This is a genomic window from Streptomyces sp. NBC_01255, assembly GCF_036226445.1.
In the GTDB taxonomy this organism is placed as follows: Bacteria; Actinomycetota; Actinomycetes; order Streptomycetales; family Streptomycetaceae; genus Streptomyces.
On the sequence record NZ_CP108474.1, the window covers coordinates 3,531,515 to 3,550,135 of the forward strand.

At 66.7% G+C, this 18,621-nt stretch carries 32 protein-coding genes; 3 read left to right on the forward strand and 29 right to left on the reverse strand.

Translation table 11 applies throughout. From position 1 onward, the window contains the following. Positions 1 to 58 precede the first annotated feature (58 nt). From rpsM to secY, 6 genes are all read right to left on the reverse strand, one after another. A complete protein-coding gene (rpsM, locus tag OG357_RS15375) occupies positions 59 to 439 on the reverse strand; it encodes a 30S ribosomal protein S13 (protein WP_017239590.1) in 381 nt (126 codons plus the stop codon). Between the two features lie 205 nt (positions 440 to 644). Next, the gene (rpmJ, locus tag OG357_RS15380; protein ID WP_003956441.1) at positions 645 to 758 is read right to left on the reverse strand and encodes a 50S ribosomal protein L36; all 114 of its coding nucleotides are present in this window, start codon (positions 756 to 758) and stop codon (positions 645 to 647) included. A 63-nt stretch (positions 759 to 821) separates the two neighbouring features. Continuing rightward, positions 822 to 1,043, reverse strand: a complete 222-nt coding sequence (infA, locus tag OG357_RS15385) for a translation initiation factor IF-1 (RefSeq protein WP_003956442.1) — start codon at positions 1,041 to 1,043, stop codon at positions 822 to 824. Positions 1,044 to 1,609: 566 nt separating this feature from the next. After that, positions 1,610 to 2,461: a type I methionyl aminopeptidase gene (gene map, locus OG357_RS15390; RefSeq protein WP_317598411.1), complete on the reverse strand. Its 852-nt coding sequence runs from the start codon at positions 2,459 to 2,461 to the stop codon at positions 1,610 to 1,612. A 95-nt stretch (positions 2,462 to 2,556) separates the two neighbouring features. Next, the gene (locus tag OG357_RS15395; protein WP_317598409.1) at positions 2,557 to 3,204 is read right to left on the reverse strand and encodes an adenylate kinase; all 648 of its coding nucleotides are present in this window, start codon (positions 3,202 to 3,204) and stop codon (positions 2,557 to 2,559) included. Beyond that, the gene (secY, locus tag OG357_RS15400; RefSeq protein ID WP_329621700.1) at positions 3,204 to 4,523 is read right to left on the reverse strand and encodes a preprotein translocase subunit SecY; all 1,320 of its coding nucleotides are present in this window, start codon (positions 4,521 to 4,523) and stop codon (positions 3,204 to 3,206) included. The genes OG357_RS15395 and secY overlap by 1 nt, the downstream gene beginning before the upstream one ends. 354 nt (positions 4,524 to 4,877) lie before the next feature. Between secY and OG357_RS15405 the strand changes: the two genes are divergently transcribed. The 3 genes from OG357_RS15405 (at position 4,878) to OG357_RS15415 (ending at position 6,760) form a co-directional block, all read left to right on the forward strand. Then, positions 4,878 to 5,339, forward strand: coding sequence for a hypothetical protein (locus tag OG357_RS15405; RefSeq protein ID WP_329621701.1), 462 nt, complete (start codon positions 4,878 to 4,880; stop codon positions 5,337 to 5,339). A gap of 1 nt (position 5,340) precedes the next feature. Next, a complete protein-coding gene (locus tag OG357_RS15410; RefSeq protein WP_329621702.1) occupies positions 5,341 to 5,994 on the forward strand; it encodes a hypothetical protein in 654 nt (217 codons plus the stop codon). A 130-nt stretch (positions 5,995 to 6,124) separates the two neighbouring features. After that, positions 6,125 to 6,760: a response regulator transcription factor gene (locus OG357_RS15415; protein ID WP_329621703.1), complete on the forward strand. Its 636-nt coding sequence runs from the start codon at positions 6,125 to 6,127 to the stop codon at positions 6,758 to 6,760. A 79-nt stretch (positions 6,761 to 6,839) separates the two neighbouring features. Here the strand turns inward: OG357_RS15415 and rplO are convergent, their stop codons facing one another. The 23 genes from rplO to OG357_RS15530 all read right to left on the reverse strand — a co-directional run bounded on the left by rplO (position 6,840) and on the right by OG357_RS15530 (position 18,567). Beyond that, positions 6,840 to 7,295 carry a 50S ribosomal protein L15 gene (gene rplO, locus OG357_RS15420; RefSeq protein WP_024755416.1) on the reverse strand — a complete coding sequence of 152 codons (456 nt, stop codon included), beginning with the start codon at positions 7,293 to 7,295 and terminating at the stop codon, positions 6,840 to 6,842. A 1-nt stretch (position 7,296) separates the two neighbouring features. Beyond that, a complete protein-coding gene (gene rpmD, locus OG357_RS15425) occupies positions 7,297 to 7,479 on the reverse strand; it encodes a 50S ribosomal protein L30 (protein ID WP_024755415.1) in 183 nt (60 codons plus the stop codon). Then, positions 7,479 to 8,081, reverse strand: a complete 603-nt coding sequence (rpsE, locus tag OG357_RS15430) for a 30S ribosomal protein S5 (RefSeq protein WP_017239585.1) — start codon at positions 8,079 to 8,081, stop codon at positions 7,479 to 7,481. The genes rpmD and rpsE overlap by 1 nt, the downstream gene beginning before the upstream one ends. 45 nt (positions 8,082 to 8,126) lie before the next feature. Further along, positions 8,127 to 8,510: a 50S ribosomal protein L18 gene (gene rplR / locus OG357_RS15435; protein WP_329621704.1), complete on the reverse strand. Its 384-nt coding sequence runs from the start codon at positions 8,508 to 8,510 to the stop codon at positions 8,127 to 8,129. A 3-nt stretch (positions 8,511 to 8,513) separates the two neighbouring features. After that, a complete protein-coding gene (gene rplF / locus OG357_RS15440) occupies positions 8,514 to 9,053 on the reverse strand; it encodes a 50S ribosomal protein L6 (RefSeq protein ID WP_024755414.1) in 540 nt (179 codons plus the stop codon). Between the two features lie 21 nt (positions 9,054 to 9,074). Then, positions 9,075 to 9,473: a 30S ribosomal protein S8 gene (gene rpsH, locus OG357_RS15445; RefSeq protein ID WP_015035585.1), complete on the reverse strand. Its 399-nt coding sequence runs from the start codon at positions 9,471 to 9,473 to the stop codon at positions 9,075 to 9,077. 222 nt (positions 9,474 to 9,695) lie between these two features. Further along, complete coding sequence (locus tag OG357_RS15450) at positions 9,696 to 9,881, reverse strand: type Z 30S ribosomal protein S14 (protein ID WP_003948630.1); 186 nt, start codon at positions 9,879 to 9,881, stop codon at positions 9,696 to 9,698. 5 nt (positions 9,882 to 9,886) lie between these two features. Further along, a complete protein-coding gene (gene rplE, locus OG357_RS15455; protein WP_099054322.1) occupies positions 9,887 to 10,444 on the reverse strand; it encodes a 50S ribosomal protein L5 in 558 nt (185 codons plus the stop codon). Continuing rightward, a complete protein-coding gene (rplX, locus tag OG357_RS15460) occupies positions 10,441 to 10,752 on the reverse strand; it encodes a 50S ribosomal protein L24 (protein WP_015035583.1) in 312 nt (103 codons plus the stop codon). Before rplX ends, rplE begins: the two co-directional genes overlap by 4 nt. A 2-nt stretch (positions 10,753 to 10,754) precedes the next feature. After that, complete coding sequence (gene rplN / locus OG357_RS15465) at positions 10,755 to 11,123, reverse strand: 50S ribosomal protein L14 (protein ID WP_003956455.1); 369 nt, start codon at positions 11,121 to 11,123, stop codon at positions 10,755 to 10,757. Positions 11,124 to 11,250: 127 nt separating this feature from the next. Then, complete coding sequence (gene rpsQ / locus OG357_RS15470; RefSeq protein ID WP_030318650.1) at positions 11,251 to 11,532, reverse strand: 30S ribosomal protein S17; 282 nt, start codon at positions 11,530 to 11,532, stop codon at positions 11,251 to 11,253. After that, positions 11,532 to 11,756: a 50S ribosomal protein L29 gene (rpmC, locus tag OG357_RS15475; RefSeq protein WP_147980754.1), complete on the reverse strand. Its 225-nt coding sequence runs from the start codon at positions 11,754 to 11,756 to the stop codon at positions 11,532 to 11,534. Before rpmC ends, rpsQ begins: the two co-directional genes overlap by 1 nt. After that, positions 11,756 to 12,175, reverse strand: a complete 420-nt coding sequence (gene rplP, locus OG357_RS15480; protein WP_015035580.1) for a 50S ribosomal protein L16 — start codon at positions 12,173 to 12,175, stop codon at positions 11,756 to 11,758. The genes rpmC and rplP overlap by 1 nt, the downstream gene beginning before the upstream one ends. 5 nt (positions 12,176 to 12,180) lie before the next feature. Then, positions 12,181 to 13,029, reverse strand: a complete 849-nt coding sequence (gene rpsC / locus OG357_RS15485) for a 30S ribosomal protein S3 (protein ID WP_017239578.1) — start codon at positions 13,027 to 13,029, stop codon at positions 12,181 to 12,183. Further along, positions 13,029 to 13,376: a 50S ribosomal protein L22 gene (gene rplV, locus OG357_RS15490; protein ID WP_024755410.1), complete on the reverse strand. Its 348-nt coding sequence runs from the start codon at positions 13,374 to 13,376 to the stop codon at positions 13,029 to 13,031. The genes rpsC and rplV overlap by 1 nt, the downstream gene beginning before the upstream one ends. A gap of 43 nt (positions 13,377 to 13,419) precedes the next feature. Then, positions 13,420 to 13,701 carry a 30S ribosomal protein S19 gene (gene rpsS, locus OG357_RS15495; RefSeq protein WP_024755409.1) on the reverse strand — a complete coding sequence of 94 codons (282 nt, stop codon included), beginning with the start codon at positions 13,699 to 13,701 and terminating at the stop codon, positions 13,420 to 13,422. A gap of 12 nt (positions 13,702 to 13,713) precedes the next feature. Beyond that, positions 13,714 to 14,550 (reverse strand): 50S ribosomal protein L2, encoded by an 837-nt coding sequence (gene rplB, locus OG357_RS15500; protein WP_329621705.1) that lies wholly within the window; start codon positions 14,548 to 14,550, stop codon positions 13,714 to 13,716. Positions 14,551 to 14,590: 40 nt separating this feature from the next. Next, positions 14,591 to 14,914: a 50S ribosomal protein L23 gene (gene rplW, locus OG357_RS15505; RefSeq protein WP_024755407.1), complete on the reverse strand. Its 324-nt coding sequence runs from the start codon at positions 14,912 to 14,914 to the stop codon at positions 14,591 to 14,593. Beyond that, on the reverse strand, positions 14,914 to 15,564 hold the full coding sequence (rplD, locus tag OG357_RS15510; RefSeq protein ID WP_329621706.1) for a 50S ribosomal protein L4: 651 nt from the start codon (positions 15,562 to 15,564) through the stop codon (positions 14,914 to 14,916). The genes rplW and rplD overlap by 1 nt, the downstream gene beginning before the upstream one ends. Before the next feature lie 7 nt (positions 15,565 to 15,571). Continuing rightward, on the reverse strand, positions 15,572 to 16,216 hold the full coding sequence (rplC, locus tag OG357_RS15515; RefSeq protein WP_024755405.1) for a 50S ribosomal protein L3: 645 nt from the start codon (positions 16,214 to 16,216) through the stop codon (positions 15,572 to 15,574). Positions 16,217 to 16,227: 11 nt separating this feature from the next. Beyond that, complete coding sequence (gene rpsJ, locus OG357_RS15520; protein WP_003948644.1) at positions 16,228 to 16,536, reverse strand: 30S ribosomal protein S10; 309 nt, start codon at positions 16,534 to 16,536, stop codon at positions 16,228 to 16,230. Between the two features lie 433 nt (positions 16,537 to 16,969). Then, positions 16,970 to 18,208 (reverse strand): RNA polymerase sigma factor, encoded by a 1,239-nt coding sequence (locus OG357_RS15525; protein WP_329621707.1) that lies wholly within the window; start codon positions 18,206 to 18,208, stop codon positions 16,970 to 16,972. Continuing rightward, positions 18,205 to 18,567 carry a YciI family protein gene (locus OG357_RS15530; protein ID WP_329621708.1) on the reverse strand — a complete coding sequence of 121 codons (363 nt, stop codon included), beginning with the start codon at positions 18,565 to 18,567 and terminating at the stop codon, positions 18,205 to 18,207. Before OG357_RS15530 ends, OG357_RS15525 begins: the two co-directional genes overlap by 4 nt. Positions 18,568 to 18,621: the final 54 nt, after the last annotated feature.

An 18,621-nucleotide genomic window follows, 5' to 3' on the forward strand; every position in this document is an offset into this window, starting at 1 on the left:
CCTACGGGAGGTGGTCGGTCCTACAGCGAAGACCGCTTGGTCAAGCGTCCGCTGAGGACTACTTCTTGCCCGGCTTCTTCTTGCCGGCGATGGCGCGACGCGGGCCCTTGCGGGTACGAGCGTTCGTGCTGGTGCGCTGACCGCGAACGGGCAGGCCACGACGGTGGCGCAGACCCTGGTAGCAGCCGATCTCGACCTTGCGGCGGATGTCGGCGGCGATCTCGCGGCGGAGGTCACCCTCGGTCTGGAGGTTGGCGTCCACGTACTCACGGATCTTGACGAGGTCTTCCTCGGCAAGGTCACGGACACGGGTGGACGGGTTCACGCCGGTCGAGGCGAGAATCTCCTCGGACCGGGTGCGCCCGATGCCGAAGACGTAGGTGAGTGCGACCACCACACGCTTTTCGCGCGGGATGTCAACACCGGAAACGCGTGCCATTCAATGGCTCCTGTGTTCTCGGGGGTCTGCTGCAGAACCGCTCCCGACCGCCGACTCTCCGAATGATCGAAGAGTGGTACGTCCGGGTCCCCGGCCCCCGCCGGAGGTGCCGTCAACCGTGGAACACGGCCCGACGGGCTCTGCGTATGTACGTACTGCTATGCGTCGCGCGAAGAACTGCGAAATGCAGGTCGGTCGGCGTGCGTCAGCCCTGGCGCTGCTTGTGGCGCAGGTTGTCGCAGATGACCATGACCCGACCGTGACGGCGGATCACCTTGCACTTGTCGCAGATCTTCTTGACGCTCGGCTTGACCTTCATGGGATGTGAGGTTCTCCGGGTCAGTGCCACCACCCGCGCCGCAAGGCGGGGTGCGGGCAAGATCTACTTGTACCGGTAGACGATCCGGCCACGCGTCAGGTCGTACGGAGAGAGCTCCACGACGACCCGGTCGTCCGGAAGGATTCGGATGTAGTGCATCCGCATCTTGCCGGAGATGTGCGCGAGGACCTTGTGACCGTTCTGGAGTTCCACCTTGAACATGGCGTTCGGGAGGGACTCGATCACGGTGCCCTCGATTTCGATGGCACCTTGCTTCTTGGCCACGCTTCGCCTTTCGAATCGGCTACCTTGATCGACTCTCGCCGCCGTATGCGGACACACGGGTACACGAGAGCCGACGCATCAGTCTACGTCAGGCCCCTGGAAAAGACGAATCCGGGAAGTTTGCCCACAGTAGAAGATCATTACGCAAGCGGCTACGCGAGGGGGTCCCGCACTACGCCAGCGGATCCGGCGCCGCGACGACGCCCAGCTCCGCCAGCTTCGCCTTGCCCCCGACCCATCCCCGACGCAGCCCTCGCGGGCTCGGCGCCAGGGGCGCCTCACAAGCTTCGGCCTGCTGCGGTGGACTCCGTCCACCGGTCTCCGCGCCGCGCGCGTGCCCGGGAGCCTGACAGCGTCAACGGCCCCGCACTACGCCAGCGGATCCGGCGCCGCGACGACGCCCAGCTCCGCCAGCTTCGCCTTGCCCCCGACCCATCCCCGACGCAGCCCTCGCGGGCTCGGCGCCAGGGGCGCCTCACAAGCTTCGGCCTGCTGCGGTGGACTCCGTCCACCGGTCTCCGCGCCGCGCGCGTGCCCGGGAGCCTGACAGCGTCAACGGCCCCGCACTACGCCAGCGGATCCGGCGCCGCGACGACGCCCAGCTCCGCCAGCTTCGCCTTGCCCCCGTCGACCGCCGTGAGGACCAGCGGGCCCTCCTCGGTGAGGGCGATCGAGTGCTCCCAGTGCGAGGACCAGGTGCCGTCGGTCGTGACGACCGTCCAGTCGTCCTTGAGGACCTCGGTGTGCGGGGTGCCCAGGGAGACCATCGGCTCGATCGCCAGGCAGAGGCCGGGGACCAGCTTCGGGCCCTTGCCGCGCTTGCGGGAGACGTAGTTCAGCAGGTGCGGGTCCATGTGCATCTCGGTGCCGATGCCGTGGCCGCCGTAGTCCTCGACGATCCCGTACTTCCCGAGGCTGTGCTCGCCGACCGACGGACGGGGCTGCCGCTTGATGTACGACTCGATGGCCTTCGAGATGTCGACGAGCCGGTTGCCGAGCTTCATCGCCGCGATGCCCGCCCACATCGACTCCTCCGTCACCCGGGAGAGCTCCACGAGCTCGGGCGCGTGCCCGGTGCCCACGAACGCCGTGTAGGCCGCGTCACCGTGCCAGCCGTCCACGATCGCGCCCGCGTCGATGGAGATGATGTCGCCGTCCTTGAGGACGGTCTTGTCGTCGGGGATGCCGTGGACGACGACCTCGTTCACCGAGGTGCAGATCGTCGCGGGGAAGCCGCCGTACCCGAGGAAGTTCGACTTCGCCCCGTGGTCGGCGATGACCTTCCGCGAGACCTCGTCCAGATCCCGCGTCGTGGCGCCCGGCACGGCCGCCTCGCGGGTCGCCGCGTGAATGGCGGCGACGACCAGCCCCGCCTCGCGCATCTTCGCGATCTGCTCGGGGGTCTTGATCTGCACCATCGTCGCGGGGCCTTTCTTGCGTGTACACGGGACAGAACAACGATACGGCCGCGGCGCCCTTCCCGGGCACCGCGGCCGTATCGAACAAACCGGTGTTACTTCTTCAGCGCGGCCATGGCCTTCGCCGTGACCTCGTCCACCTTGCCGAGCGCGGAGATCGTCACGACCAGGTTCTGCGCCCGGTAGTAGTCGATGATCGGCTCGGTCTGCGTGTGGTAGACCTCCAGGCGCCGGCGAACCGTCTCCTCGGAGTCGTCGTCACGCTGGTAGAGCTCGCCGCCGCAGGCGTCGCAGACGCCCTCGGTCTCCGGCGCGTTGTACGTCACGTGGAAGACGTGCGCACTGTCGTTACGGCAGATGCGGCGACCCGCGATCCGCTTCACGACCTCGTCCTCGGGGACCTCCAGGTCCAGGACCGCGTCCAGCTGCATGTCCTCGGCCTTCAGGACCACGTCCAGGGCCTCGGCCTGCGCCACGTTCCGGGGGAAGCCGTCCAGCAGGAAGCCGTTGACGGCATCCGGCTGCGCCATGCGGTCCTTGGCCATCCCGATGGTCACCTCGTCGGGTACCAGGTCGCCGGCGTCCATGAACGCCTTCGCCTTGAGGCCCAGCTCCGTGCCCTGAGAGATGTTGGCGCGGAACAGGTCACCCGTGGAGATGTGCGGGATGGCCAGGTTCCGGGCAAGGTACGCGGCCTGCGTTCCCTTGCCGGCCCCGGGCGGTCCGACGAGGACGATTCGCATCAGCGGAGGAACCCTTCGTAATTGCGCTGCTGGAGCTGGCTCTCGATCTGCTTCACGGTCTCCAGCCCCACACCCACGATGATGAGGATGCTCGTCCCACCGAAGGGGAAGTTGGCATTGGCGCCACCGAAGCCTGCCAACGCCATCGTCGGCACAAGAGCGATCAGACCCAAGTACAGCGAGCCCGGCCAAGTGATCCGGTTGAGCACGTAGCTCAGATACTCAGCAGTAGGTCGACCAGCCCGGATACCCGGGATGAAGCCACCATACTTCTTCATGTTGTCGGCGACTTCCTCGGGGTTGAACGAGATCGCCACGTAGAAGAAGGCGAAGAACACGATCAGGAGGAAGTACGTGGCGATGTAGTAGGGGTGGTCACCCTTGACGAAGTGGGCTTCGATCCAGGTCTTCCACCCCGCGGTGGAGTTCGAGAACTGCGCGATCAAGGCCGGGATGTAGAGCAGCGACGACGCGAAGATGACAGGAATCACACCTGCCTGGTTCACCTTCAGCGGGATGTAAGTGGACGTACCGCCGTAGGAGCGCCGGCCGATCATGCGCTTCGCGTACTGCACGGGGATCCGCCGCTGGGCCTGCTCGACGAAGACCACGAGGGCCACCATCGCGAAGCCGACGAGGATCACGGTGCCGAACTCGATCCAGCCGTCGGCCAGGTCACCCTCGACCTTGATCTTCCACAGCGCGCCCGGGAAGCCGGCGGCGATCGAGATGAACATCAGGATCGACATGCCGTTGCCGATGCCACGGTCGGTGATGATCTCACCGAGCCACATGACGACGGCGGTACCCGCGGTCATCGTGAGGACCATCGTGGCGATCGTGAAGATCGACTGGTTGGGCACCACCTGGTCGGCGACGGAACAGCCGCTGAAGAGCGCGCCGCTCTTGGCGGTGGCCACGAGGCCGGTGCCCTGAAGGATGGCGAGGGCGATCGTCAGGTACCGGGTGTACTGCGTGATCTTGGCGGTACCGGACTGCCCCTCCTTCTTGAGGGCCTCCAGGCGCGGGATCACGACGGTCAGCAGCTGCAGGATGATGCTCGCCGTGATGTACGGCATGATGCCGAGCGCGAAGATGGTGATCTGCAGCAGCGCGCCGCCACTGAACATGTTGACCAGGCCGAACAGGCTGTTGTTGCCCTCGCTGGCCTGCTTGACACACTGCTGGACGGCCTCGTACTTGACGCCGGGGACCGGGATGTGGGCCCCGAGGCGGTACAGCACGATGATGCCGAGCGTGAAGAGCAGCTTCTTGCGCAGGTCGGGCGTCTTGAACGCCCGGGCGAACGCGGTGAGCACGGTGCCTCCTGCGACCCCCGCGCTATGCGTCAAGGGTGACGGTCTTGAGGTTCGACGATTGGGTATCGGTCATCAATTCCGTGCGGGCATACCGCACGGAGTCTAGACAGTGCACGCCACCTTACCGGCGACCATGCCCGCCTAGGAACGACCAACCGGGGATGCCCCTTTTGGGAGGCATCCCGGGCGGGAGCGGACCTCCGGGTCCCGGGCATCCGACTTTGGTCGGGCGCCCGTCCCGACCAAGAGCCGTCCTGACACGGCATCCCGCCCCCAGAAGACTGATCGAGCCGTTCCGGACCGGCCGGCCGGCACGGCTCGATACTCGTCGATCCCACTTCTGGGGGAACACCTGTGAAGACCTCACTCACCGTCGCGACCGCCGTGGGCGCCGCCCTCCTGATGGGTGCCGGCACCGCCGCCGCCCGGCCGGCGGCGCCGAGCCCCGCTCCGGCGGTCGCCACGACGGCGGCCGCCGCACCGCAGGCCGCCGCCGCGGGCTGCCATCTCGCGGTGTACACACCGTGGAAGGAGAACGTCTCGCCCACGGGCGTGAGCGACCACGCCCGCGGCAAGTACCAGACCGTGAGCAACTGCAGCGGCTGGTACAACACCGCGCTGCTGCAGCACCACCGCTGGGACGGCTGGAACCGCATCGCCGGTACGGAGTGGGTGGGCAACCGCGGCATGAGCTATCTGGAGTGGAAGTGCCAGGGCAAGGGCACGTTCACCTACCGCACGAAGGGTTCCGTCCGCGGCGGCAACCCGGCCCGGGTCGCCTGGGCCACCAGCGCGGAACGCCGCTTCACCTGCTGACGTGAAGCCCGTACGGATGGCCCTCGCGGGCTGTGTCGCGGTGGCGGCCACGATCGTGGCCGCCACCGTCGGCGCCCCCGACGCGGGAGGGAGCTCAGGTGACGACGGCCGGGCCGGGAAGGCCGTCACTCGGATCGAGTTCACGGAGGCGGCTCCGCTGGACGCCGACCAGTCCGTGACGACGCACCGGAAGGTGGAGATGTACGCCGAGCACCAGGGTGACGCGGTGAGCAGGCTCCACTTCGTGATCACTGTCGACGGGCGGCTGGCGGAGGAGCGTGTCTGGCGTGCCGACCGCCCCGAATCCATCAGCTTGCGGACCTGGGAGTCCTGCACGACCGGTGAGGAAGCCACCCCCGATCCGAAGCCGGACAGCCTGGACGTCATCCTGCGGAATTACTTCGGGCCTCCCGAAGTCCCTCGTGACGCGAAGAAGGCCGCCGGCGGCGCGAGCCGTTGGGAGACGCCCACCGGCATGATGCTCATGGCGTACACCGACCTCGGCGGCCCGTATCCCCACCGGATCGTCGAGATCAAGGAGCCGGACGGCTCGATCGGCTCCACGATCAGCGGTACCCGGATGAGTGAGCATCCCGCCTTCCCCGGCTGGCGGGCGGGCTGGCAGACCTGTCGCCCCGCCACCGGGGCGTCCTGAACCGGAACATCAGGTACTGCTCAAAGTCGCTGTGCATGTGCAATCGGCGTCGATACAGTCGTGATCACCCAGGGGGGCGGGAGCGGGGGAACGCAGCGCCGCCCCCTGCCGCGATCGCGAAGTGGGGGAAATGAGCACGCAACGCCATGCACATGCCCATGTCCTTGTCGCCGATGACAGCCCGACCCGCACGCTCGGCCTCATCCAGATCGTCCAGCGATTCTCATACGTGAAGGCGATCAGCACCTGTACGTTCGACGGCCTGGCCGAGGCGGTAGCCCGCGCCGCCCCGGACCTCGTCCTGCTCAGCACCGCCGATTCGCCCGGGGAGGACCTGACCACCGTCCTCCGGCCCCGGGCAGGGGATCACGAGGTCCGTTTCATCTCCGTGGGACACCCGGCGCGGATCCGCGTCACTCCGTCCAGCGTGTCGGCCGGTCTCCATGGCTTCCTGCCCGACACCGCGACTCCGGAGGATTTCAACCGCGCCCTGGCCGCCGCCCTCGCGGGGTTCACGTATTTCCCCCGCGACATGACGGAGGAACTGACCGAATACCGCGGCCGGTTCCCGCAGCTGACTCCCCGGGAACAGCAGGTGCTGGATCTGCTCTCCGACGGGATGAGCAATCACCGCATCGCGAGCTCCCTGGGAATCAAGGAGGCCACGGTGAAGATGTACGTGACCCACGTACTGGCCAAGCTCAACGTCGAGAGCCGGCTCCAGGCCTGTCTCAAGGCCCGAGGGCTCACCTCGGCCGCGGCCTGATCTCCTCCGGACGCAGACAAGCCCGGCCGGCTCCCCCGAAGGGGAACCGGCCGGGCTTGATCAGTGCTGTCTACCGGACTCAGACGAGCTCGGTGACGGTGCCACCAGCGGCGGCGATCTTCTCCTTGGCGGAGCCGGAGACGGCGTCAACCGAAACCTGCAGCGCCACGGTGATCTCGCCGGTGCCGAGCACCTTGACGAGGCTGTTCTTGCGAACCGCGCCCTTGGCGACCAGGTCGGCCACCGTGACCTCTCCACCCTCGGGGTAGAGAGCGCCGAGCTTGTCCAGGTTCACGACCTGGAACTCGGTGCGGAACGGGTTCTTGAAGCCCTTGAGCTTCGGCAGACGCATGTGGAGGGGCATCTGCCCACCCTCGAAGCGCTGCGGAACCTGGTAACGGGCCTTCGTACCCTTGGTACCACGACCGGCCGTCTTACCCTTGGACGCCTCACCACGACCGACACGGGTCTTGGCGGTCTTGGCACCGGGGGCGGGACGGAGGTTGTGGGCCTTCAGCGGGCTGTTCTCCGCCATGTTATTCAACCTCCTCGACCGTCACGAGGTGGCGGACGGTGTGAACCATTCCGCGGAACTCGGGGCGGTCCTCCTTGACAACCACGTCGTTGACCTTCTTGAGGCCAAGCGAACGCAGGGTGTCGCGGTGGTTCTGCTTGCTGCCGATGTACGACTTCGTCTGCGTGACCTTGAGGCGAGCCATTACGCACCCGCCCCGGCACGCGCACGGAGCAGAGCCGCGGGAGCGACGTCCTCGAGGGGCAGACCACGGCGAGCCGCGATCTCCTCGGGACGCTGCAGGCCCTTGAGGGCCGCCACGGTCGCGTGCACGATGTTGATCGCGTTGTCGGAGCCGAGCGACTTCGACAGGATGTCGTGAACGCCGGCGCACTCCAGAACGGCGCGCACCGGGCCACCGGCGATAACACCGGTACCGGGGGAAGCAGGCTTCAGCAGGACAACGCCGGCCGCCTTCTCGCCCTGGATCGGGTGCGGGATGGTGCCCTGGATGCGCGGAACCTTGAAGAAGTTCTTCTTGGCTTCCTCGACACCCTTGGCGATGGCCGCGGGAACTTCCTTGGCCTTGCCGTAACCGACACCTACCGTGCCGTCGCCGTCACCGACGACAACCAGGGCGGTGAAGCTGAAGCGACGACCACCCTTGACAACCTTGGCGACGCGGTTGATCGCGACAACGCGCTCAACGTACGCGGTCTTCTCGGCGGCAGCGCCACCGTCGCGGCCCTTCCGGTCCCGCCGCTCGCCGCCACCGGCACCGCTTCCGCGGCGCTGGGGTCCAGCCATTGGATTACCTCTCTCTGTTACGTCCGTTAGTCCCGGAACCGGGGCTTAGAACTTCAGCCCGGCTTCGCGGGCGGCGTCAGCCAGAGCGGCAATGCGCCCGGCGTACCTGTTGCCACCACGGTCGAACACGACTGCCTCGACACCGGCGGCCTTGGCGCGCTCGGCGACCAGGGAACCGACCTGCTTGGCCTGCTCGGACTTGTCACCCTCGCCGCCACGGATCGACGCGTCCAGGTTCGACGCAGACGCAAGGGTGTGACCCTTGAGGTCGTCGATGACCTGAGCGGTGATACCGCGGTTGGAACGCGTCACGACGAGGCGCGGACGCTCCGCCGTACCCGACACGTTCTTGCGGATGCGGATGTGGCGGCGCTTCTTGGCGGCGCCCTTGTAGGCGTCGCCCTTGGCGATCTTCACACCGTATGCCATGGCTTACTTACCAGCCTTTCCGACCTTGCGGCGGATGACCTCACCCGCATACTTCACGCCCTTGGCCTTGTAAGGGTCAGGCTTGCGAAGCTTGCGGATGTTGGCGGCGACTTCGCCGACCTTCTGCTTGTCGATGCCCTCGACCGAGAACTTGGTCGGCGACTCGACCTTGAACGAGATGCCCTCGGGCGCCTCGACGAGGATCGGGTGGCTGTAGCCGAGCTGGAACTCCAGGTTGGAGCCCTTCGCGGCCACGCGGTAACCGACACCGCTGATCTCGAGCGCCTTCACGTAACCCTGGGTCACACCGGTGATCATGTTGGCCACCAGCGTGCGGGACAGGCCGTGAAGGGCCTTGTTCTGACGCTCGTCGTTCGGACGGTTGACGTTGAGCACGCCATCCTCGCCCTTAACGATCTCGATCGGAGCGGCGACGGTGTGGCTCAGGGTGCCCTTGGAACCCTTCACCGTGACCGTGCGGCCATCGATGGTGACGTCCACGCCGGCGGGAACCTGGATAGGCAGCTTGCCAATACGCGACATGAGCTTTCCTTCCTTTCCCGACTACCAGACGTAGGCGAGGACTTCCCCACCTACGCCCTTCTTGCCTGCCTGCTGGCCGGTCAGGAGGCCGTGGGACGTGGAGATGATCGCCACGCCCAGGCCGCCGAGAACCTTCGGCAGGTTGGTGGACTTCGCGTAAACCCGGAGACCGGGCTTCGAGATCCGCTTGATGCCCGCGATGGAGCGCTCACGGTTCGGACCGAACTTGAGCTCGAGGACGAGGTTCTTGCCGACCTCGGCGTCCTCGACCTTCCAGCCCGTGATGAAGCCCTCCTGCTGGAGGATTTCCGCGATGTGAGACTTGATCTTGCTGTGCGGCATCGTCACGGAGTCGTGGTATGCCGAGTTCGCGTTACGCAGACGAGTCAGCATGTCCGCGATCGGATCAGTCATGGTCATGAATTGGCCTTCGGCCTCTCTCGCCGGGGTTTCCTGTATGCGCCATCCCTCTCCCCACACAGGGGCGGGACGGGTGCGGCGCGGGGACCTACGGCGTAGTAAGTCGTACGGGCGACGGACGCCCAACCCTCCTAGCCTAAGCCATGGAGGGATGGGCGACCGCCAACCCAGTGCTTACCGAGAGTCTCCGGTCATTCCCAACACCCAAAGGGTGGAAGGGAATTACCAGGAGCTCTTGGTCACGCCCGGCAGCTCGCCACGGTGAGCCATCTCACGAAGGCACACGCGGCACAGGCCGAACTTGCGGTACACGGAGTGGGGACGACCACAACGCTGGCAGCGCGTGTAGCCACGCACGCCGAACTTGGGCTTGCGGGCAGCCTTCGCGATGAGAGCCTTCTTCGCCATCTCGCTTACGCCTCCTTGAAGGGGAAGCCGAGGTGACGGAGAAGGGCGCGGCCCTCAGCGTCGTTGGTCGCCGTGGTCACCACGGTGATGTCCATACCCCGGACACGGTCGATCTTGTCCTGGTCGATCTCGTGGAACATGACCTGCTCCGTGAGACCGAAGGTGTAGTTGCCACGCCCGTCGAACTGCTTGGGGGACAGACCACGGAAGTCGCGGATGCGCGGAAGCGCGAGCGACAGGGTGCGGTCCAGGAACTCCCACATGCGGTCGCCACGGAGGGTGACGTGCGCACCGATCGGCTGACCCTCACGCAGCTTGAACTGCGCGATGGACTTGCGAGCCTTGGTCACGGCCGGCTTCTGACCGGTGATCGTGGTCAGGTCGCGGATCGCACCGTCGATCAGCTTGGAGTCACGGGCGGCGTCGCCGACACCCATGTTCACCACGATCTTCACGAGGCCGGGAACCTGCATGACGTTCTCGTACGAGAACTCCTCACGCAGCTTGCCCGCGATCTCCTCGCGGTACTTCGTCTTGAGACGCGGAGTGGTGGTAGCCATCAGATGTCCTCACCCGTCCGCTTGGCAACGCGGATCTTGTTGCCCTCGTCGTCGAAGCGGTAACCGACACGCGTGACGACCTTCTTGCCGTCCTTCTCCACGACCAGCTGGACGTTGGAGACGTGGACCGGAGCCTCGGTCGTGACGATGCCACCGGCCTGCGACGGGCCGGCCTTGGTGTGCTTCTTGACCCGGTTGACACCCTCGACGAGGACGCGGTTCTCGCGGGGGAAGGCCGTGATGACCTTGCCCTGCTTGCCCTTGTCCTTACCGGTGATGACCTGGACCAGGTCGCCCTTCTTGATCTTCATGCTTACAGCACCTCCGGCGCGAGCGAGATGATCTTCATGAACTTCTTCTCGCGCAGCTCACGGCCGACCGGGCCGAAGATACGGGTGCCACGAGGGTCGCCGTCGTTCTTGAGAATGACAGCGGCGTTCTCGTCGAAGCGGATGTACGAGCCGTCCTGGCGGCGGCGCTCCTTGACGGTGCGAACGATGACCGCCTTGACGACGTCACCCTTCTTCACGTTGCCACCGGGGATCGCGTCCTTGACGGTGGCGACGATGACGTCACCGATGCCCGCGTAGCGGCGACCCGAGCCACCGAGAACACGGATGCAAAGGATCTCCTTGGCACCAGTGTTGTCGGCGACACGCAGTCGCGACTCCTGCTGGATCACGTCTATCTCCTGATTGTCTGCCGGTTCCCGGCCGGGGCACCGAAGTGCCCCGGCCGAGCCTGGCGGAACGAACTTGAAGGGTTACCCCTACAAGCTGTGGTTATTGGATTTCGCTTGCGCGAAATGCCTACTTGGCCTTCTCGAGGATCTCGATGACGCGCCAGTGCTTCGTCGACGACAGCTTCCGGGTCTCCATCAGGAGGACGCGGTCACCGATGCCGGCAGCGTTCTGCTCGTCGTGAGCCTTGAGCTTGTTCGTACGGCGGATGACCTTGCCGTACAGCGCGTGCTTGACGCGGTCCTCGACAGCGACGACGACGGTCTTGTCCATCTTGTCGCTGACGACCAGGCCCTCGCGGACCTTGCGAGCGTTGCGCTCGGTCTTCTCAGTCACGTTGCTCTCGCTCATCAGGCGTTCTCCACCGTCTCGATGCCCAGCTCGCGCTCACGCATCAGGGTGTAGATCCGGGCGATGTCCTTACGGACGGACTTGAGCCGGCCGTGGTTCTCGAGCTGGCCCGTCGCCGCCTGGAAGCGGAGGTTGAACAGCTCTTCCTTGGCTTCGCGGAGCTTGTTGAGAAGCTCCTCGTTGCCCAGCTCGCGCAGCTCGGACGCCTTGGTACCGGCGGTCATCACAGCTCACCTGCTTCGCGCTTAACGATCTTGCACTTCATCGGCAGCTTGTGGGCCGCACGGGTCAGGGCCTCGCGCGCGATCTTCTCGTTCGGGTAGGACAGCTCGAACATCACCCGACCGGGCTTGACGTTCGCGATCCACCACTCCGGCGAACCCTTACCGGAACCCATGCGGGTCTCGGCAGGCTTCTTGGTCAGCGGGCGGTCCGGGTAGATGTTGATCCAGACCTTGCCGCCACGCTTGATGTGGCGGGTCATCGCGATACGAGCAGCCTCGATCTGGCGGTTCGTCACGTACGCCGGCGTGAGGGCCTGAATGCCGTACTCGCCGAACGCAACCTGCGTACCACCCTTGCTCATACCCGAGCGCTTGGGGTGGTGCTGCTTGCGGTGCTTGACCCTACGGGGGATCAGCATGTCGGTCAGGCCTCCGTTCCGGTGCTCTCAGCCGGAGCGGCAGCGGCGGCGGGAGCGTCGGCCTTGGGGGCCTCGGCAGCCGGCGCGGACTGCTGCTGCGGCTTGCGGCCGCGGCCGCCACGCTCGCCACCGCGGCCACCACGGCCGGCCGGGCGGTCGCCAGCGCCGGCACCACGGGCCGGGCGGTTACCCGCACGGGCCGCAGCGTTCTCGGCGCGGACCTCGGCGATGTTCTTGACGTCGCCCTTGTAGATCCAGACCTTCACGCCAATGCGACCGAAGGTCGTCTTGGCCTCGAAGAAGCCGTAGTCCACGTTCGCGCGGAGCGTGTGCAGCGGCACACGACCCTCGCGGTAGAACTCCGAGCGGGACATCTCGGCGCCGCCGAGGCGACCGCCGCACTGGATCTTGATGCCCTTGGCACCGGCCTTCATCGTGCCCTGCATGCTCTTACGCATGGCGCGACGGAAGGAGACGCGGGAGGAGAGCTGCTCGGCAACGGCCTGAGCAACCAGCTGAGCGTCCATCTCGGGGTTCTTGACCTCGAGGATGTTCAGCTGGACCTGCTTGCCCGTGAGCTTCTCGAGGTCACCGCGGATGCGGTCGGCCTCGGCGCCACGGCGGCCGATGACGATGCCGGGACGCGCGGTGTGGATGTCCACACGCACACGGTCACGGGTGCGCTCGATCTCAACCTTCGAGATGCCGGCGCGCTCCATGCCGGACGTCATCATCCGACGGATGGCGACGTCTTCCTTGACGTAGTCCTTGTACAGCTTGTCGGCGTACCAACGGGACTTGAAGTCCGTGGTGATGCCGAGCCGGAACCCATGCGGGTTAACCTTCTGGCCCATTACCGGGTTCCTTCCTTGCTGCTGACGACCACGGTGATGTGGCTGGTCCGCTTACGGATCCGGAATGCACGGCCCTGAGCACGCGGACGGAACCGCTTCAGGGTCGGGCCCTCATCGACGTACGCCTCGCTGATGACCAGCGAAGAGGCGTCAGTGTGGTCGTAGTTGTGTGCAGCGTTGGCAATGGCGCTGTCCAGCACCTTGCCAACCGGCACGCTCGCGGCCTGCGGGGCGAAACGCAGGACCGCCTGAGCCTCCGTGGCGTCCATGCCACGGATAAGGTCCACCACTCGGCGGGCCTTCATGGGCGTGACGCGGATGTACCGCGCCTGGGCCCTGGCTTCCATGGTTGTCCTTCCAGTGTCTGTCATGGTCGATTCCACCCCGCTACTAGCGGCGCTTCGACTTCCGGTCGTCCTTCACGTGACCCCGGAAGGTGCGCGTCGGCGAGAACTCACCGAGCTTGTGGCCGACCATCGACTCGGTGACAAACACCGGAATGTGGGTCTTGCCGTTGTGCACCGCGATCGTGTGGCCGAGCATGGCCGGGATGATCATCGAGCGACGGGACCAGGTCTTGATGACGTTCTTGGTACCGGCTTCGTTCTGTACGTCCACCTTCTTTACGAGGTGTCCGTCGACGAAGGGTCCCTTCTTGAGACTGCGCGGCATCTAAACCCGCTCCTAGCGCTTCTTGTTCGTCTTGCGGCGGCGGACGATGTACTTGCTCGAAGCCTTCTTCGGCGAGCGAGTACGACCCTCCTTCTGACCCCACGGGGAGACCGGGTGACGACCACCGGAGGTCTTACCCTCACCACCACCGTGCGGGTGGTCCACCGGGTTCATCGCGACACCACGGACGGTCGGGCGAACGCCCTTCCACCGCTTACGGCCGGCCTTGCCCCAGTTGATGTTCGACTGCTCGGCGTTGCCGACCTCGCCGATGGTGGCGCGGCAGCGGGCGTCGACGAGACGGATCTCACCGGACGGCATACGAAGGTGGGCCATCGTGCCCTCCTTCGCCAGCAGCTGCACAGAGGCACCAGCGGAGCGCGCGAACTTGGCGCCGCCACCGGGACGGAGCTCGATCGCGTGGATCGTGGTACCGACCGGGATGTTGCGGAGGGCCAGGTTGTTGCCGGGCTTGATGTCCGCGCCGGGGCCGTTCTCGACCCGGTCACCCTGCGTCAGGTTCTTCGGGGCGATGATGTAGCGCTTCTCGCCGTCCGCGTAGTGGAGCAGCGCGATGCGCGCGGTGCGGTTGGGGTCGTACTCGATGTGAGCGACCTTCGCCGGCACGCCGTCCTTGTCGTGACGACGGAAGTCGATCACCCGGTAGGCGCGCTTGTGGCCGCCACCCTGGTGTCGAACCGTGATCCGACCGGTGTTGTTACGGCCGCCCTTGCTGTGCAGGGGGCGGACCAGCGACTTCTCCGGCGTGGACCGCGTGATCTCGACGAAGTCGGCTACGGAGGAGCCACGACGGCCCGGCGTAGTCGGCTTGTACTTGCGGATTCCCATTTCTCAGTCCTCGTCCGATTCCGGACGATCCAGACCGCCCTTAGGCGGTCGGACCGCCGAAGATGTCGATACGGTTGCCCTCGGCAAGGGTCACGATGGCGCGCTTGGTGTCCTTGCGCTTACCGAAACCGGCCTTGGTGCGCTTGCGCTTGCCCTGGCGGTTGATCGTGTTGACCCCGGTGACCTTGACCGAGAAGACCGCCTCGACGGCCTGCTTGATCTGGGTCTTGTTGGAGCCAGGCGCGACGATGAACGTGTACTTGTTCTCGTCCAGCAGGGCGTAGCTCTTCTCCGAGACAACCGGCTTGACGAGAATGTCGCGCGGGTCCGAGAAGGTCTTGCTGGTGACGACGGCCTCAGTCATCAGGCGTCGCTCCCTTCGGTCTCAGCGGTCTGGGGGCCAGACACGAAGGACTCGAGGGCGGCCTGAGTGAAGACCACGTCGTCGGAGACGATCACGTCGTACGTGTTGAGCTGGCCCGGCTCCAGGATGTGCACCTGGGGCAGGTTACGAGCGGACAGCCACGCGGCCTCGTCCGAGCGCTCGACGACCAGGAGCACGTTCTTGCGCTCCGAGATCTTGCCGAACAGCGTCTTGGCGGCCTTGGTGGAGACCTGACCCTCGACCACGCCGGTGACGACGTGGATGCGGGAGTGGGTGGCCCGGTCCGAGAGGGCACCACGGAGGGCGGCGACCTTCATCTTCTTCGGGGTCCGCTGGGAGTAGTCACGCGGCTGCGGGCCGTGGACGACGCCACCACCGGCGAACTGCGGGGCGCGGGTCGAACCCTGACGGGCGCGGCCGGTGCCCTTCTGGCGGTAAGGCTTCTTGCCACCACCACGGACCTCGCCACGACGCTTGGTCTTGTGCGTGCCCTGACGGGCCGCGGCCAGCTGCGCGACGACGACCTGGTGGATCAGCGGAACGCTGACCTTGGCGCCGAAGATCTCCTCGGGGAGCTCGACGGTCCCGGTCTTGTCGCCTGCCGGCGAAAGGATGTCAATGGTGCTCATCGGTTCCTCAAACCCCCTTGGCCGCGGTGCGGACCAGGACGAGGCCACCGTTAGGGCCGGGGACGGCGCCCTTGATGAGCAGCAGACCCTTCTCGGCGTCAACGGCGTGGACGGTCAGGTTCTGGGTGGTCACACGCTCGTTGCCCATGCGACCGGCCATCTTCATGCCCTTGAAGACACGACCCGGGGTGGCACAGCCACCGATGGAGCCGGGCTTGCGGTGCACGCGGTGGGCACCGTGCGACGCCTTGCCACCACGGAAGTTGTGGCGCTTCATGACACCGGCGAAGCCCTTGCCCTTGCTCTTACCGGTGACGTCGACCTTCACGCCGGCCTCGAAGAGCTCAGCGGTGATCTCCTGGCCGAGCGTGTACTCGGAGGCGTCAGCGGTACGGAGCTCCACCAGGTGGCGGCGCGGGGTGACGTCAGCCTTGGCGAAGTGACCCTTGAGGGGCTTGTTCACCTTGCGAGGGTCGATCTCGCCGAAGGCGATCTGGACCGACTCGTAGCCGTCGACGTCGTTCGTACGGACCTGGGTCACGACATTCGGGCCGGCCTTGACGACGGTCACCGGGACGACCCGGTTGTTCTCGTCCCAGACCTGCGTCATGCCGAGCTTCTCGCCCAGGATGCCCTTGATGTTCTTAGCCATCTCGCGCGCCCTCAGAGCTTGATCTCGATGTCAACGCCCGCCGGGAGGTCGAGACGCATGAGCGAGTCAACCGTCTTCGGCGTGGGGTCGAGGATGTCGATGAGGCGCTTGTGCGTGCGCATCTCGAAGTGCTCGCGCGAGTCCTTGTACTTGTGCGGCGACTTGATGACGCAGTACACGTTCTTCTCAGTGGGCAGCGGCACCGGGCCCGCGACCGACGCACCAGTGCGCGTCACCGTCTCGACGATCTTCTTCGCCGAGGAATCGATGACCTCGTGGTCGTAGGCCTTGAGCCGGATGCGGATCTTCTGTCCCGCCATGGCTACTAGTAGTCCTGTCTCTCGTAACGCTCTGGACTCGGGGGTTCTCTTGACTCTGTCTCCGACCCACGCGGTCGGGCGTGTCGCACTCCCTCTACGCAGAAATCCCGAAGGATTTCCCAACCAAGGGGGTGCGGTCCCAGAACCGCGAGCCGGGGGCAGAACACCACCCGAGTGCCTGGCCTGCACCCCGCTGACGCTTCCCGGAAGATTCCCGTACGTCCGCTCCTGAGAAGGAGCGACGAGTACTGTGGGACTCGCTTCCGGTCCTCCCGACGGGAGGCGCGCAGCATCGGCACTCAACCGAGCAACCCCGACAGTCTGCCACACAGGACCTTCCGGCCGCCAATCGGGGGCGAAGACTGTACCCCACGTCACGTACGGGCAAGCGTCGGGGCGCACGCGTCGTCCCGGACGCCCCTCCCGTACCCCCTCATCCCAACCGGCGTGCCCGTTCCGTCAGATGGCGGCGCTCGGGAGCGCTCGTCGCGTGCCGGGCCGCCTCGCGGTAGGCGACCGCCGCGTTCTCCTCGTCGCCGAGGAGTTCGAGGAGGTGCGCGCGCGTGGCGAGGAGCCGGTGGTGGTGGGCGAGGCGCTTGTCCTCCGCCAGGCCGGCGAGCAGCTCCAGGCCCGCTTCCGGGCCGTGGACCATCGCGACCGCGACCGCGCGGTTCAGCGTGATCACCGGGTTCTCCCCGATGCGCTCCAGGAGCTCGTACAGGGCGAGGATCTGCGGCCAGTCGGTGGCCGCGGCGGACTCCGCCTCGTCGTGCACGGCCGCGATGGCCGCCTGGAGCTGGTACGGGCCGACCCGCCCCTTCGGCAGCGTACGGCTGATCAGTCCGACGCCCTCCGCGATCAGCCCGCCGTCCCACCGGCCCCTGTCCTGCTCGCCGAGCGGCACCAGCTCTCCGTGCGGGCCCGTGCGGGCCTGGCGGCGGGCGTCGGTGAGGAGCATGAGCGCGAGCAGGCCCGCCGTCTCGGTGTCCTCGGGGACGAGCCGGTACAGGAGGCGGGTGAGCCGGATCGCCTCCGTGGACAGCCCGGGCGCGGTGAGGTCGTCTCCGGCGCTGGCCGTGTAGCCCTCGTTGAAGATCAGGTAGAGGACGTGCCGCACTTCGGTGAGCCGGGCCGCCCGGTCCTCCCCCACGGGCTGGACGAGGCCGCCTCCCGCCGCCTTGATGGTCTGCTTGGCCCGGCTGATGCGCTGCGCCATGGTCGTCTCGGGTACGAGGAAGGCCGCGGCGATCTGCGCCGTGGTGAGGCCGCCGACGGCCCGCAGGGTGAGCGCGATGCGGCTCGCGGGGGTCAGGTCGGGGTGACTGCAGAGGAAGAGCAGCGCCAGGGAGTCGTCCTCGTCGCCCGTGGGGGCGTCCGCCGCCCGGGCGACGAGCTCGGAGTCCGGGGTGGCGAGCGAGAGGGCGTCCTCGCGGCGCCGGCGCGCGGCCTCGCTGCGTACCAGGTCGATGTACCTGCGCTGGGCGACGGTGAGCAGCCAGCCGCGCGCGTTGTCGGGGATCCCGTCCTCGGGCCACTGCCGCGTGGCGGCGATGAGCGCCTCCTGGACGGCGTCCTCGGCGAGGTCGAAGTCGCCGTACCGCCGGACGAGCGCGCCGAGGACCCGCGGCGCGTACGTGCGCAGCAGGTCCTCGATCTCATGGGTCCCGGTCACACGTCCGCCGGGGACTCGTTCAGGATCGGCCAGAGCTCGACGGGGTCGACGTCCGCGAAGGGCATGTCCGCGGCGATCTGCTGGGCGCGCTCCGGGCCTTCGCAGTCGAGCAGGTAGAAGCTGGCCAGGTACTCCTTGGTCTCCAGGTACGGGCCGTCGGTGACCACGGGGGCGCCGCCCTCGCGGCGGACGAGCAGGGCGGCGGCCGCGTCGGCGAGTCCGTACGCGCCGATCAGCTCGCCGCTCTCCCGGTACTTCCGGTTGAAGGCCTCCTGCTTGGCGATCGCCTCGGGCCAGGCCTCGGCCGGGAACGACTCCCACTTGGCCTGGTTGCCGTAGATCATCGCGACGTACTTCATCTCGGGTGTCCTCCCCGTCACACGCGCCCCTGTGGCGCGCTGTCACCCATGGGT